The organism is Frondihabitans australicus (genome assembly GCF_003634555.1).
In the GTDB taxonomy this organism is placed as follows: domain Bacteria; phylum Actinomycetota; class Actinomycetes; order Actinomycetales; family Microbacteriaceae; genus Frondihabitans; species Frondihabitans australicus.
Window position 1 is genome coordinate 1958640 of record NZ_RBKS01000001.1, and the last position, 13633, is coordinate 1972272.

Genomic DNA, 13633 nt, shown 5'->3' on the forward strand with positions numbered 1-13633 from the left:
GACAGACCCGACGAAGACCGTCGGGTTCCGCCCGGGGTCAGCCGTGGCCGCCACTGAAGCCTCCCGCGGCACCACCTTCAAGGGAGACAAGACGTGAGCACTCAGATCGTGATCCTCGCAGCAGGCATGGGCACCCGCCTCGGTCGCTCGCTGCCCAAGTGCCTGACCGAGCTGGCCGACGGCCGCACCATCATGCAGCAGCAGATGGAGAACATCCGCGCGGCCTTCGGTGCCGACGTGAAGATCACCGTCGTCGTGGGCTACAAGTACGAGCACATCGTCGAGGCGTTCCCGACCGCCAGCTTCGTCTACAACGAGCAGTACGACCAGACCAACACCTCGAAGAGCCTCATGCGCGCCCTCAAGGCGACCGGCTCGAGCGGCGTGCTCTGGATGAACGGCGACGTCGTCTTCGACCCGGCGGCTCTCAAGCGCGCCGCCCCGTTCATCGCCTCCGACCAGTCGTTCGTCTCGGTCAACACCGCCAAGGTCTCCGACGAAGAGGTGAAGTACACCACCGACGCCGAGGGCTTCATCGACGAGCTCTCGAAGCAGGTCAAGCATGGTCTCGGCGAGGCCGTGGGCATCAACTTCGTGTCGAAGCGCGACAAGGCGGCCCTCGTGCGCCAGCTCGGTCGCGTCGACAACCAGGACTACTTCGAGCGCGGCATCGAGCTGGGCATCGAGCAGAATGGTCTACGCTTCGTGCCGGTGGACATCTCCGACCTCTACGCCGTCGAGGTCGACTTCGCCGAAGATCTCGAGCGCGCCAACCTCTTCGTCTGAGGCGCGGCCCGCTCCTCCTGAGGGAGGGCGCGGGCGGAGCGCTCGGACTCCGACGCAGGGTGTCCCCGCAACCCTGAGGACACCGTGACAGCAACGATCGAGAGGCCGATTCCGGCCCAGCGCCAGCGCGCCGCCGGGCTCGCCCGCTACCGCCAGGTGCTTTGGCTCCTGACCAAGCGCGACCTCAAGGTGCGCTACTCGACGAGTGTGCTCGGCTACTTCTGGTCGATCCTCGACCCGCTGCTCATGTCGGGCATCTACTGGTTCGTCTTCACGAAGGTGTTCCACCGCAATGTCGGCGAAGACCCGTACATCGTCTTCCTCCTGAGCGCGCTGCTGGCCTGGCAGTGGTTCAACTCGTCGGTCTCCGACAGCACGAAGGCCTTCATCAGCGACGCCAAGCTCGTGCGGTCGACGAAGATCCCCCGGACCATCTGGGTCAACCGGGTCGTGTCGTCCAAGGGCATCGAGTTCCTGTTCAGCCTGCCGGTGCTCGCGTTCTTCGCGATCGTGTTCCACGCGCAGCTGCACTGGCAGGTCGTGCTCTTCCCGATCGCGTTCTTCCTGCAGATCGTGCTGATCACCGGCATCAGCCTGATCATCGCGCCGCTGGTCGTGTTCTTCCGCGACCTCGAGAGGGCGACCAAGCTGATCCTGCGATTCGGGTTCTACGCTTCGCCGGTCATCTACTCGTCGAAGAGCCTCCCCCACGAGTTCCGACACATCATGGCGTTCAACCCGCTGACCGGCATCTTCGGCATCTACCGTGCGGCGTTCTTCCCGAGCGAGCTCATCAAGTACGAGGCCGTCATCGGCGCCGTCATGTGCTTCGTGATCCTCGGCATCGGCATCCTCGTGTTCCGCTACTGCGAGCGCGCGATCCTGAAGGAGATCTGATGGCGACGCGACACGATCCCGTGATCCGGGTGACGGACGCCGGCATCAAGTTCCGGCGGAACAAGCGAGCGAGGCGCTCGTTCAAAGACCTCTTCGCCGACTCGAGTCGCCGATCGCGCCCCGGCGAGTTCTGGGCGCTGCGCGGCGTGAGCTTCGACGTGCACGCCGGCGAGTCGATCGGCGTCGTGGGTCGCAACGGCCAGGGCAAGTCGACCCTCCTGAAGCTGGTCGCCGAGGTCATGCTCCCCGACGAGGGGCGCGTGGCCGTCCACGAGGGCGTCGCCCCCCTGATCGAGATCACCGGCGGGTTCGTGGCCGACCTCAGCGTGCGCGACAACGTCTACCTGACCGCGGGACTCCACGGCATGTCGAAGGCGGAGATCACCGAGGCGTTCGACGAGATCATCGAGTTCGCCGAGATCGAGAAGTTCGTCGACACCCCGTACAAGCACCTCTCGAGCGGCATGCAGGTGCGTATCGCGTTCGCTGTCATCGCCCGGCTCGACGAGCCGATCCTGCTCGTCGACGAGGTGCTCGCGGTGGGCGACCGCGCGTTCCGCGAGAAGTGCTACGAGCGCATCGAGGAGATGCTGAGCGACGGCCGCACCCTCTTCTTCGTGTCGCACAACGAGAAGGATCTCCGTCGCTTCTGCAGCCGCGGCCTCTACCTCGAGGGCGGCGAGCTGGTCTTCGACGGCGACATCGACGAGGCCCTCGACCGCTACAACGCCGACATCGAGGCGCGCTCGGCCGCCAAGGCCCGGGCGAAGGCGAGCCGTACCCTCTCCGCGCAGGAGGCTCCCACCACCACGGCGTAGGGTCCGCAGGATGCGACGCGACAAGACCCCCGTCACTCCCCCGACCGGCTCCGACCTCGACCTGCAGCGCGATCTGCCGGTGCAGGGCTCGTCGCTCCGGCGGCTCGGAGCAGGGCTGGAGTCCGACGTGACGAGCCCCACCTGGCAGCGGAGCCTCAACCGCGTGCTCGCCGTGCAGCATCCCCTCGTGGTGTCGCACGTGCGCCGACTGCGCCGTCGACACCCCGAGCACACGCCGGCCCAGATCATCCGGACGCTCGAGCGCGAGTACCTCGCCGCCGTAACGACCGGGGGCGCCGCCGTCGGGGCGAGCGCCGTGATCCCCGGCGTCGGCATCGGGGTCTCCCTGGCCCTCTCCGGAGCCGAGACGGCCTACTTCCTCGAGGCGAGCGCCCTGTTCGCGCAGTCGGTCACCGAGGTGCACGGGGTCGCCGTCACCGATCCCGAGCGAGCACGCACCCTCGTCATGGCCATGATGCTCGGTGGGCCCGGTGTCGACCTGGTGAAGCAGCTCGCCGGCGAGGCCATCGGTCACGGCCCCGTCCGCTCGGCCTTCTGGGGCGATCTCGTGACCAAGCAGCTGCCGAAGGCGGCCGTGTCGGGTGTCTCCGACCTGATCCGGAAGCAGTTCGTCAAGCGCTTCGTACGCAGCCAGAGCGTCTCGATCGTCGGCCGCGCGATCCCATTCGGCATCGGCGCCGTGATCGGCGGCGCCGGGAACCACACGCTGGGCCGAAAGGTCGTGACGAGTTCGCGGTCGGCGTTCGGGCCCGCTCCTGCGACGTTCCTGCCCGAACTCGACGCCTGACCGAGCGGATTCAGGCCGGCGGCGATCGACACCGAGGGGATCGTGCAGCCCGTTCGGCGCCGCCTGTTCTCCCCAGGCGCCAGGCGCCGACGAGTTATCCACCGGTGTGCCCGCGGGACGCCTCTCCGGGGCCTTCCGCGTCGGACGTCGCTCCTAAGGTTCTGGGCATGAGCAGCCGATCTGTCGCCTACGAAGTCCCCCTCTGGATCGATCGCGAGGGCGCCCCGCGCGTCTACCGCGTGTGCAACCTCGGCGACGAACCGATCCGGGGGCTGCGCGCGACCCTCCTCGGCCCGGGCCACCTCGAGCCGGTGCACGTGCCGGTGCTCACCTCGGGCGGCGACGTGTCCCTGACCGTCGTCGGGCCCGACCTCGAGCGGGGCTCGGTCGCCGTCCTCCGGTGGTTCCGGCCCGACGGCACCGAGTACCTCTGGCGCTTCAGCTTCTGAGCGTGCCCCGGCTGCGCCGTTCGCGCACGAAGTCGGCGGCCGTGTACGTCTCCTGCCCGTCGGGCAGGTGCTCGGCGCCGATCCCCGCGACGAGCGAGCCGGGGTCGACGCCCAGGACGACGGCGAGCCGCACGATCGTGATGAGCACAGGGTTGCCGATGCCTCGCTCGATCTTGCCGTAGTTCGAGACGTTCATGCCGGCGAGGTTGGCGATGTCGTCCTGGCTGAGTCCCAGGCGCAGCCGCTCGTCGCGAATGCGTTCGCCGAGCACTCGCGAGGCGTCAGAAGTCGGTCCGGGCACGCTTCATGATCGTGTCACCCAGCGATAGAAGTCCAGACGTTACAAGACAGGTGTTTCATACCCTACGATTCGAGATCGTTCGGGCGATCGGCCGCCTGGCTCCGCCCGGCGGCTTCGTCGCGGGCGGCGAACTCCTCCCACCGCACGACGAGCCGGTCGACGGCGGCCTCGAAGCGGCGAGTCGCAGCGCCCGGCGAGGTGTCGCCGAAGTGACGCTCGGTCCAGAACGCGAGGCGCTCCCGGGCGCCGGCGTCGTCCAGCACGCGCGTGACGTGCGACACGATGTCGGGTGCGTCGGCGGCGAGCAGCCACTCCGCGGCACCGAGGTACCCGGTGTCGTCGACATCGGCCTCGGGCGACGCGGGTCGAGCGATGAGGAGGGGCCGACCGGTCGCGAGCCGGTCGTAGACCATGGCCGAGATGTCGGTGATCGCCACGTCGGCCGCGGCGAGCTGCCAGCCCATCTGAGGGCCGTCGTCGTAGACGTGCTGTGCCGCGGGGTCGGAGGCGTTGGCGTCCCGGATCGCCTTGACGATCGACTCGTGCGCGGCGCGGTACTCCGGATCGACGACGCCGCTGCGCGGGTGCGGGCGGTAGATCACGCGGTGCCGGCCGGTGGCGAGGAGGGCCGCGACCAGGGCCGTGCCGTGGGTCGCGATCGACCCGTAGGCAGCCGCCGCCCGGTCACCCTCCCAGGTGGGCGCGTAGAGCACGACCGTGCGGTCGTCGGGCGTGTAGGGCAGCGTGCCGGCGAAGTGGTCGGCCTGGGGGCGGCCGATCGGGATGGCGCGGGAGTCGAGGTCGTAGTCCCAGAGCTTCGCCGCCAGTCGCTGACGGGCGGCGTCGCCGGCGACGAACGCGTAGTCGTAGGTCTTGAACTGATTCGTCGTCATGTACATCTTGTCGCTCTCGCCGTGATTGACGAAGACGTGCCACATGCGGCCGTAGCGCATCATCTGGAAGTTGCGCGAGTTCTGATTGACGTACAGGGTGAGCGCGATCGGCTGCTCCGACACGAATCGCTCCAGGTCGACGACCTGCCGGGCGTAGACGACGGGCACCGGCGACTCGTCGGCGAGAGCGAGCATCGTCGCCGGGCTGCGCACGATGATCGCCACCGGGAAGGTCTCGTGCAGGTGCGCGAGGGGCTCGTACCACTGACGGATCTGGTAGAGGTTCACGGGCCCGTCGGCGAAGTAGACGGCGACACGCGTCGTCCCGGCAGCCGGCGCCAACCCGGTGACGTCGGTGCTCTGCAGCCGACTGCGGTTGCGGCGGCTGGTCCACATGCGGCGCACGACCCCGTACGCGAGCTTCACATCACGGGTGAGAGGCACAGGAGCGACCTTTCTGGCGAGGGAGAGAAGAAGACGAAGGGGTGGCCGGCGAGAGGGCCGGCCGAGCGGGGCGCGGGTGACATCAGATCACCGGGGGCCGACCGGCGCGCGTCATCCGCCAGACGGTGCGCCAGCCGATGGAGCGCCTGCCGCCGGGATCCTGCGCCCATCCCTCGCGCCAGCCCGCGAACCACGGGCGGAGCCGATCGGGGTGACGTGCCCAGCGCAAGATCTGCACGGCCGTCCACGAGCCGACGTAGACCGGAACGAGAGGCCGAGGGAGGTTCCGCTTGGCCAGCCACACCCGGTTCCGCGCGTTGAGCCGGTAGTACTGGCTGTGCCGGGTCGGCGACGCGTTCGGGTGGTTCGCGGTGAGGTCGCCGGCGTACCAGGTGCGGCGGCCCTGCGCCCAGACGCGCCAGGCGAGCTCGATGCCCTCGTGCGCGTAGAAGTACGGTTCGCCCCAGCCCTCGCAGGCCTCGAAGACGTCGCGAGGCAGCAGCGTCGCGCCCTCCCACACCGAGAACACGTCGCTCGAGTGGCGCGAGTCGCCCTTGCGGATCCTGGGCACCCAGCGTCGCGGGTCGGCGGCGGAGGCAGGATCGGTGACTCTCGGCTGGACCAGCCCGATGCCCCGGTCTCGTTCGATCAGGGCGACGGCGTCGCGCAGGAAGGTGTTCGAGGGCAGCGACGCGTCGTCGTCGAGGAAGAAGAGGTAGTCGCCCGTGACCTGCTCTGCACCGCGATTGCGACCCGCCGGGATGCCGACGTTCTCCGGCAGCACGAGGGCTCGGACGGAGGCCGGCAGGTCGCCCGGATCGCCGCCGTTGCCGACGCAGACGACATCGACGTCGACGCCCTCCTGCGCGAGGGCGGACTCGAGCCCGCGCCGCAGCTCGTCGGGGCGCCGACCCTGCGTCAGGCTGACCACCCCGATCGAGGGCCGCCCCGGGCTCGGAGTCAGGAGCGCACCCGCTTCGAGGCCATGATCGCCACGAAGTGCCCCACCAGCGCGAGGAGCGACAGGGGCACGAGGACGGTGAGCAGGATCCGGTCGACGGGCACCTGGCCGAAGGCCAGCCCCACGAGCGACGCGGCGAAGACGATGATCGTGAGCTCGACCGAGTGGTAGAGGCGGTGGAACGGCAGGAAGCGCGCGGCGGTGCGCAGGCGCGCCAGGAGCTGCCCGTCGGGCACCGTGAGGCCGCCGCGCTTGTCCTCGAGCTTCGTCAGGCCGGCGTTCGCACGGGCGACGTGCACCATGTCGTTGAGCGCCTTGTTGAGCACGATGATGAGCGCGAGGCCGAGGCCGAGGGTCGTCCACCGGTAGTCGGCCGGGAGCTCGAACGGGAAGCCGGCGGCCCGGATCCCGAGCATGATCGGGATCAGCGCCTCGGTCGTGTAGTGACCGACCTTGTCGAGGAACACGCCGGCCGGCGACGCCGTCCGCCGCCACCGGGCGACCTCGCCGTCGCAGCAGTCGATGAGCATCTGGAGCTGCCCGAGCACGAGCGCGATCGCCGGGCCGACGACGCCGGGGATGAGAAGTGAGAACGCGGTCGCCCAGCCGCACAGGATCATGAATCCGGTGACGCCGTTCGCGCTGATGCTCGTGCGGAGGAACACCCAGGTGAGGTACGGCGACAGATCGCGGAGGTAGAGCGAGGCGGTCCAGTGCTCGGCGTTGGCGCGGTTCCGGACCTCGGGAGGCTGGGCGACGCGCTTCAGCTCGGCGATCGACGAGGGTCGCGCGGTCGTCGGGTGGGACATCGTTACCTTCCGACGTGTGCGGTGATGTTCTTCGTGAGCGCGAGGAAGCCGGCGACGAAGCCGAGCCCCCATCCGAAATGGATGCACGGCAAGACTACGAGAAACCACCAGCGAGAACGCCCACCGTCGGCCTGGCCCGTGGCGGCCGCCGCGACGATCACGAACACCGCGTAGACGGCGGGGATCGCGAAGCCGATCACGGCCCAGGCGAGCCCCGTGTGCGCGGCGAGACCGATGAGGCCGAGGATCCCGGCGACCAGCCCGAGGCCGACGCCCAGCACCATCACCGGCGGCACCAGGTAGCGGGCCGACCCGGCGACACCGAAGCGCCGCACGAGCTCGCCGCGCCAGATTCCCGTCGCGACGAACTGCCGGACCAGGGTGCGGAGGCTCGGACGGGGGCGGTAGAGGACTTTCAGGGCGGGGGTGAACCAGACGGTGCCGCCCGTGGAGCGGAGGCGCCGGTTGAGTTCCCAGTCCTGCCCCCTCTTGATGTTCTCGTCGAACAGGCCCACCTCAAGAAGGCGGTGCCGCTGGAAGACGCCGAGGTACGCCGTGTCGGCGGGGCCCTCCTTGCCGCCGACGTGGTGCGGCGTGCCGCCGAGCCCGACGCGACTGCCGTACGCGCGGGCGACGGCCTTCTCGAACGGCGTGCGGCCCTCGGCGAGCATGATGCCGCCCACGTTGTCGGCGCCCGAGCGCTCGAGCGTCTCGACGGCGATGCGCGTGTAGTCGGTCGGCAGCACCGAGTGCGCGTCGACGCGGATGGTCACCGGGTACTTCGACGCGAGGATGGCGACGTTCAGGCCGGCCGGGGTCGACCCCACCGGGTTCGGGATGCTGCGAATCCGCGGATCGGCCGCCGACATCTCGGCGACGACCTCGTTCGTGCCGTCGACGCTCGGGCCGAGGGCGAGGATCACCTCGAACGGCCCCGCGTAGTCCTGCGCGACCAGGCTCTCGACGGCGGAGCGGATCTCGCGGACCTCGTTGAGCACCGGCATGACGTACGAGACGCCCGTCGGGCCGCCGTCGTCGGGCGCCCCGTCGCCGCCGGTCTGGCTGTCAGAGGTGGTCATGCGATCCTGATGCGTCGGGAGGGCCTGCGGCGCCCGGCCGCCTGCAGCGATCCCGGAGAGCCTACCAGGAGGCGTCAGCCCTTCTGGGTGCCGAGGGTCACCGTCACGGTCTTCGAGCGGCCGTCGCGGATGTACGTGACCGACGCGGTCGCGCCGCCCGCGAGGGTCCGCACCTGCGCCTGCAGGTCGGTCGCGCCCGTGATCGACACGCCGTCGACGGCCGTGATGATGTCTCCGGCGCGGAGGCCCGCGGCCTCGGCTGCTCCGCCCGACGTGAGCGACTTGATCTCGGCGCCGGTGTGGGTGGCGGCCGAGTCGGAGGTCGCGTCGTCGATCGCGGCGCCGAGCACGCCGTGCGTCGCCGAGCCGGTCTTGATGATCGACGACGAGACGCGCTTGACCAGGTTCGACGGGATCGAGAAGCCGACGCCGATGCTGCCGGACGAGTCGCCCGACGACGCGATCGCGACGTTGACGCCGATGAGGTCGCCCTTCGAGTCGAGGAGAGCGCCGCCCGAGTTGCCCGGGTTGATCGACGCGTCGGTCTGGATCACCGGCAGCGAGATGGTCTGCGTCGTCGACGAGCCCGAGCTCGACCCTGAGCCGTTGCCCTGGTCGAAGTTGAACGGCTGCTGGCCGTCGTTCGTGCCGCCCGACGAGTCGCCGCCCGACGGCGCCGCCGACGACGCGACCGAGATGCTGCGGTTGAGCGTCGAGACGATGCCGTCGGTGACGGTGTTCGACAGGCCGAGCGGCGCGCCGATGGCAACAGCGGTGTCGCCGACGTTGAGCTTCGATGAGTCGGCGAAGTCCATCGGCTTGAGGCCGGACGCGTCGATCTTGATGACGGCGAGGTCGACCAGCGGGTCGGTGCCGATCACCTTCGCCGCGTAGATGCGGCCGGCCGCGGTGGTGACGCTGACCGTCGCCGACGAGCTGGCGCCGTCGAGGGTGACGACGTGCGTGTTCGTGACGATGTAGCCGTCGCTCGTGAGCACCACGCCGGATCCTGTGCCCGCGCTCTGCCCCGAGGACGCGTTGATCGTGACGACCGACTGGGTAGCCTTCGCCGCGACCGCGGTGATCACGGTGGCGTCCTTGTAGTGGCCGATCGTGAGCGAGTCGGCCGTGCCCGACGAGACCGCCGTGCCCCGCGACGAGGCGAACGCCCAGACGCCGCTCGACACCAGGGCTCCTATCACGGCCGCGACGATCGCGACGGCGACGAAGGCGCCGAGTCCGGCCTTTCGCCGGGGTCGGGTCGCAGGAGCGGCCCACCCGCCCTCCGCAGAACCCGCGGTGGCCCACGAGTGCGCGTCGGCTTCCGCCTGCGCCGCGGCGTCGGGGTACTCGCCGCGGGCGGCCGCTGCCGACAGGTCGCCGTAGGCCGCGGAGTGCGGGCCGGCGTAGGCGGCGTGGTCGAGGGACGCGGGGACGCGCCGGCCGGGCTCGGCAGCGGCCTCGCCGCTGGCCCCCGTCGGCTGCTGCTGGGCGCTCAGGGGTGCCGGCGGCGTGCCGGGCAGCGGGGGTGCGCCGACGGGCGGCTCCCAGCGCGGCGCGGCGGCCGGGGTCTCCTGTGCCGGAGCCTGGGTCTCCTGTGCCGGAGCCTGGGTCTCCTGTGCTGGGGCCTGGGCCTCCTGCTGGTCGTGGTTCGAACCGGCGCCGTCGGGTGTGTCGCGTCCAGAGGTGTCAGTCATGCGCGACATCCTAGGCGGGCCGGATCGGGCGAGGCCGGGAGGGTGCTGCACCGCGACGCCCCGCTACGGTGGACTCGTGACCGACTCAGCCCCCTGGGAGCGCGCCGCCCGCGGCGCCATGCTGCTCGACGACGCAGGGCGCATGGCACCCACGATCTTCGCCGAGATGTCGGCCCTCGCGCAGCGCACCGGCTCGATCAACCTGGGGCAGGGATTCCCCGACGAGGACGGCCCCGCCGAGGTGCTCGACGCGGCGGTGGCGGCGATTCGCGCGGGCGTGAACCAGTACCCGCCAGGGCGCGGCATGGCGACGCTGCTCGAGGCCGTGGCCCGGCACCAGAAGCGCTTCTACGGCGTGGAGCTCGACCCCGAGACCGAGGTGCTCGTCACGGCAGGCGCGACCGAGGCGATCGCGGCGACGCTGCTCGCCCTCGTCGACGCCGGCGACGAGGTCGTGACGCTCGAGCCGTTCTACGACTCGTACGGCGCGATCATCGGGCTGGCGCGCGGGAGGCACGTTACCGTGCCGTTGCGCGGCCCCGACTTCCGGGTCGACCACGACGAGCTGCGGGCGGCGGTGAGCGACCGTACGCGCGTGATCCTGATCAACGACCCGCACAACCCGACCGGGGCCGTGCTCGACGACGCGACGAAGCGGCTGATCGTCGAGCTCGCAGCGAAGCACGACGCGATCATCGTGTCGGACGAGGTCTACGAGCATCTCGTCTTCGACGGCCTCGAGCACTCCCCCATCTCGACGCTGCCGGGCGCCCGAGAGCGCTCGGTGACGATCTCGTCGGGCGGCAAGACGTTCTCGACGACCGGCTGGAAGGTCGGCTGGCTGTCGGCGCCGGCGACTCTGGTGTCGCAGATCCTGGCCGTCAAGCAGTTCCTCACCTACGTGAACGCCGCCCCGTTCCAGCCTGCGATCGCCGCGGGGCTCGACCTGCCGGACTCGTACTTCCAGGGCGCGGCAGCGACCCTCCAGGCCAAGCGCGACCAGCTCTCGGAGGGCCTTCGGGCGGCGGGCTTCACCGTGTCGCACCCGAGCGGCTCGTACTTCGTGGTGGCCGACGCGGCGCCCCTCGGCTACGACGACGCCGTCGACCTCTGCCGCAGGCTGCCTTCTCTGGCGGGAGTCGTCGGCGTGCCGATCAGCGCGTTCTGCCACCCGGCTCTCGCGGCCGAGTACTCGTCGCTCGTGCGGTTCGCCTTCTGCAAGAAGGCCGACGTGCTCGCCCGGGCGTCCGAGCAGCTCGCGGCCCTCTCCGTCTAACGGCGCGGGGCCGGCGCTCTCTCCCTAAGGTCGCGTGGCCGGTGCTCCCGGCTCGACGTGGAACCTCCGCAGCAGGAGCGCGGGATTCTGCGCCCGCACCGCGTCGAGCCGCTCCCGGGTCACCTCGGCCACCGCCAGCCCCGCCTCGTCGCCGAGCGACGCGAGCGTGACGCCGTGCGGGTCGACGATCAGGCTGTTTCCGACGCCGACCGGAGGCGTGTGGTCGGCGGCGGCGACGTAGATCGTGTTCTCGAGCGCGCGGGCGGTGACGAGGGTCCGCCAGTGGTGCTCCTTGAGCGGCCCCCGCACCCACTCGGCGGGCACGAGCACGATGTCGCAGCCGGCATCGACGAGCACGCGCGTGACCTCGGGGAACCTGATGTCGTAGCAGGTCTGCAGGCCGACGGTGAAGCCGTCGACCTCGAACGTCTCCGGATCGGTGAGCGCACCCGGCACGACCCAGTCCGACTCGCGCTGCCCGAACGCGTCGTAGAGGTGCAGCTTGCGGTACGTGGCGACGATCCCGCCCGCGGGGCTGACGGCGACGAGCGTGTTCGAGAACTTCGTGGCGGCGCCGTCGGGGTCGGGAGCGGCGGACTCGACGAGGCCGGCGACGAGGTGCAGGTCGAGTGTCGCCGCGATCCTGCGCAGGTCTGCGACGAAGGGACCGTCGACCGGCTGGGCCGCCGCGACGGAGGCCGGGCCCATCGCGGCCTCGAAGAACGAGGAGTACTCGGGGAACACGACGATGCGTGCGCCGCGTCGTGCGGCTCGCCCGGCGAGCGCCTCGATCGCCGCGAGGTTCGCCGCCGTGTCGGGCCCGGGGGCGAACTGCGCCACCGCGATCGTGGTCGAGGTCGTCATCGCTCCAGGGTATCGGCGGGGTGTTCGATGCGGCGCAGGATCGCGCGGAACGCGACCTCCGTTGCACCCCCGATGCCGACCCGATAGCGTCGCGCGCTATGACGCCACCGCTGGAGCATCTCCGCCCCGTCTTCCACGTCCGCCCGAGGACCGGTTGGGTGAACGACCCGAACGGACCCGTCGTCGCCGACGGCGTCCACCACGTCTACTTCCAGTCGCGGCCGAAGCTGCTGCTCGACACTCCGGTCGAGTGGGGGCACGCGACGAGCCCTGACGGCGTCGAGTGGACCGTGCACGCCTCGGCGATGGAGCCCTCCGTGCACCCGCTCGCAGCCGACGGCGTGTGGTCGGGGTCGACCCTCGTCGCCGACGACGGCATCCGCGCCTACTTCTCCGGCTACCGCGACGACTCGCCCTACCAGAGCGCCCTCACGGCCTGGTCGGCCGACGGCTCCCGATTCGGCGACGCCGTCCGGCTGGTCGACGATCCGGCGCCCGACGAGCACATCGTCTCGTTCCGCGACCCGTTCGTCTGGCGCGAGGGCGGGCGGCTGCACCTGACGATGGGCGCAGGACGCGACGACGGCTCCCCGCTGGCGCTGCACTGGGCGTCCGACGACGGTTGCACGTGGGAGCGGCTGCCGCCGCTCGTGGACGGCAGGATCCCGCACACGCCCCTCGGCTTCATGTGGGAGTGCCCGCAGGTGCTCCTCGACCGCGGCCGCCGACTGCTGCTCGTCAGCATCATGGACGCGGACCTCCCCGGGTTCGGCCCGACCGTGGCACTGCCGCTGGACGTGAGCGGGCCACCCACCATCGCCGACGCGCAACGCGTCGACCACGGGCCCGACTACTACGCCGCGAGCCTGCGGCCGCTCGGCGAGGACGGGGACACGGACGACGGGGTCGGCGCAGACGACGGGGTCGGCGCGGCCGGCGCCCTGCTCTGGGGCTGGGTGCTGGAGGCGCGCGCTCCGGCGTGGTGGGAGGCCGACGGCTGGGCCGGCATGCTCAGCCTGCCCCGCGTGGCCCGCATCGACGAGGCGGGCCGCCTCCGCGTCACACCGCTGCCGGAGCTCGCGCGGCTGCGGGGTGCGCCGCTCGGGATCGGAGCGGAGGGCGGCGGCGTCGAGGTCGGCTCGGCGTTCGAGTTCGAGTGGACGGGCGTGCCGGCGGGCGGCGGAGAGGTGCGAGTGGAGTTCGGGGCGGCGGAGCACCTGATCCTGCGCCCGTCGGATCGGGGGCTGGAGATCGATCGGTCGGCGTCGAGTCTCGACGAGCGGGCGGACCGCTCGCCGGTCGTCGTGGAGGGCGTGGACGCGTCTCGGGTGCACGGCTTCGTCGACGGGTCGGTCGTCGAGCTCTTCTTCGGCGACGGATCGGCCGCGACGGTCAGGGTGTACCCGACCACCGCGCCGCCGTGGAGGCTGATGACGACGGCCGGCTCTCTGCGCGCCTGGCCGATTAACGCGTCGGTCGTCGATCTCACGGTGGAACCGCAGACTCCGCCCCTACACTCGCGCTAACCGCGTTCGCGGGAACTCACTCGTG

General features: G+C 70.8%; 14 protein-coding genes. 7 read left to right on the forward strand and 7 right to left on the reverse strand.

Annotated elements, in window-relative coordinates; translation table 11 throughout:
* The first annotated feature begins 93 nt into the window (after window positions 1–93).
* The 5 genes from C8E83_RS09090 (at window position 94) to C8E83_RS09110 (ending at window position 3758) form a co-directional block, all read left to right on the forward strand.
* A complete protein-coding gene (locus C8E83_RS09090; RefSeq protein ID WP_121369556.1) occupies window positions 94–786 on the forward strand; it encodes a phosphocholine cytidylyltransferase family protein in 693 nt (230 codons plus the stop codon).
* 84 nt (window positions 787–870) lie between these two features.
* Window positions 871–1683, forward strand: coding sequence for an ABC transporter permease (locus tag C8E83_RS09095; protein ID WP_245981541.1), 813 nt, complete (start codon window positions 871–873; stop codon window positions 1681–1683).
* On the forward strand, window positions 1683–2501 hold the full coding sequence (locus C8E83_RS09100) for an ABC transporter ATP-binding protein (RefSeq protein WP_121369558.1): 819 nt from the start codon (window positions 1683–1685) through the stop codon (window positions 2499–2501). The genes C8E83_RS09095 and C8E83_RS09100 overlap by 1 nt, the downstream gene beginning before the upstream one ends.
* Window positions 2502–2511: 10 nt before the next feature.
* Window positions 2512–3309, forward strand: a complete 798-nt coding sequence (locus C8E83_RS09105; RefSeq protein ID WP_245981543.1) for a hypothetical protein — start codon at window positions 2512–2514, stop codon at window positions 3307–3309.
* A gap of 167 nt (window positions 3310–3476) precedes the next feature.
* Window positions 3477–3758: a hypothetical protein gene (locus C8E83_RS09110; RefSeq protein WP_121369560.1), complete on the forward strand. Its 282-nt coding sequence runs from the start codon at window positions 3477–3479 to the stop codon at window positions 3756–3758.
* Here C8E83_RS09110 and C8E83_RS09115 read toward each other — a convergent pair.
* From C8E83_RS09115 to C8E83_RS09140, 6 genes are all read right to left on the reverse strand, one after another.
* Window positions 3748–4059: a helix-turn-helix domain-containing protein gene (locus C8E83_RS09115; RefSeq protein WP_121369562.1), complete on the reverse strand. Its 312-nt coding sequence runs from the start codon at window positions 4057–4059 to the stop codon at window positions 3748–3750. The genes C8E83_RS09110 and C8E83_RS09115 overlap by 11 nt on opposite strands.
* Window positions 4060–4121: 62 nt before the next feature.
* A complete protein-coding gene (locus C8E83_RS09120) occupies window positions 4122–5396 on the reverse strand; it encodes a CDP-glycerol glycerophosphotransferase family protein (RefSeq protein ID WP_245981545.1) in 1275 nt (424 codons plus the stop codon).
* Between the two features lie 82 nt (window positions 5397–5478).
* Window positions 5479–6327, reverse strand: coding sequence for a glycosyltransferase family 2 protein (locus C8E83_RS09125; protein ID WP_245981547.1), 849 nt, complete (start codon window positions 6325–6327; stop codon window positions 5479–5481).
* A gap of 29 nt (window positions 6328–6356) precedes the next feature.
* On the reverse strand, window positions 6357–7166 hold the full coding sequence (locus C8E83_RS09130) for a CDP-alcohol phosphatidyltransferase family protein (RefSeq protein WP_121369564.1): 810 nt from the start codon (window positions 7164–7166) through the stop codon (window positions 6357–6359).
* Window positions 7167–7168: 2 nt separating this feature from the next.
* On the reverse strand, window positions 7169–8245 hold the full coding sequence (locus C8E83_RS09135) for a glycosyltransferase family 2 protein (RefSeq protein WP_245981549.1): 1077 nt from the start codon (window positions 8243–8245) through the stop codon (window positions 7169–7171).
* Window positions 8246–8319: 74 nt separating this feature from the next.
* On the reverse strand, window positions 8320–9942 hold the full coding sequence (locus C8E83_RS09140) for a S1C family serine protease (RefSeq protein ID WP_121371833.1): 1623 nt from the start codon (window positions 9940–9942) through the stop codon (window positions 8320–8322).
* Between the two features lie 76 nt (window positions 9943–10018).
* Here C8E83_RS09140 and C8E83_RS09145 point away from each other — a divergent pair, with 76 nt between their 5' ends.
* Window positions 10019–11218: an aminotransferase class I/II-fold pyridoxal phosphate-dependent enzyme gene (locus tag C8E83_RS09145; protein WP_121369566.1), complete on the forward strand. Its 1200-nt coding sequence runs from the start codon at window positions 10019–10021 to the stop codon at window positions 11216–11218.
* 24 nt (window positions 11219–11242) lie between these two features.
* Here the strand turns inward: C8E83_RS09145 and C8E83_RS09150 are convergent, their stop codons facing one another.
* A complete protein-coding gene (locus C8E83_RS09150) occupies window positions 11243–12082 on the reverse strand; it encodes a carbon-nitrogen hydrolase family protein (protein WP_121369567.1) in 840 nt (279 codons plus the stop codon).
* Between the two features lie 98 nt (window positions 12083–12180).
* On the opposite strand from C8E83_RS09150, the gene C8E83_RS09155 reads away from it, so the two are divergent.
* Window positions 12181–13608: a glycoside hydrolase family 32 protein gene (locus tag C8E83_RS09155; RefSeq protein WP_121369569.1), complete on the forward strand. Its 1428-nt coding sequence runs from the start codon at window positions 12181–12183 to the stop codon at window positions 13606–13608.
* Window positions 13609–13633: the final 25 nt, after the last annotated feature.

Bases quoted from the DNA above. Each gene is read 5' to 3' on its own strand.
- C8E83_RS09155 (WP_121369569.1), top strand. From the start codon at position 12,181: ATGACGCCACCGCTGGAGCATCTCCGCCCCGTCTTCCACGTCCGCCCG.
- C8E83_RS09110 (WP_121369560.1), top strand. From the start codon at position 3,477: ATGAGCAGCCGATCTGTCGCCTACGAAGTCCCCCTCTGGATCGATCGC.
- C8E83_RS09100 (WP_121369558.1), top strand. From the start codon at position 1,683: ATGGCGACGCGACACGATCCCGTGATCCGGGTGACGGACGCCGGCATC.
- C8E83_RS09135 (WP_245981549.1), bottom strand. From the start codon at position 8,245: ATGACCACCTCTGACAGCCAGACCGGCGGCGACGGGGCGCCCGACGAC.
- C8E83_RS09105 (WP_245981543.1), top strand. From the start codon at position 2,512: ATGCGACGCGACAAGACCCCCGTCACTCCCCCGACCGGCTCCGACCTC.
- C8E83_RS09130 (WP_121369564.1), bottom strand. From the start codon at position 7,166: ATGTCCCACCCGACGACCGCGCGACCCTCGTCGATCGCCGAGCTGAAG.
- C8E83_RS09150 (WP_121369567.1), bottom strand. From the start codon at position 12,082: ATGACGACCTCGACCACGATCGCGGTGGCGCAGTTCGCCCCCGGGCCC.
- C8E83_RS09140 (WP_121371833.1), bottom strand. From the start codon at position 9,942: ATGACTGACACCTCTGGACGCGACACACCCGACGGCGCCGGTTCGAAC.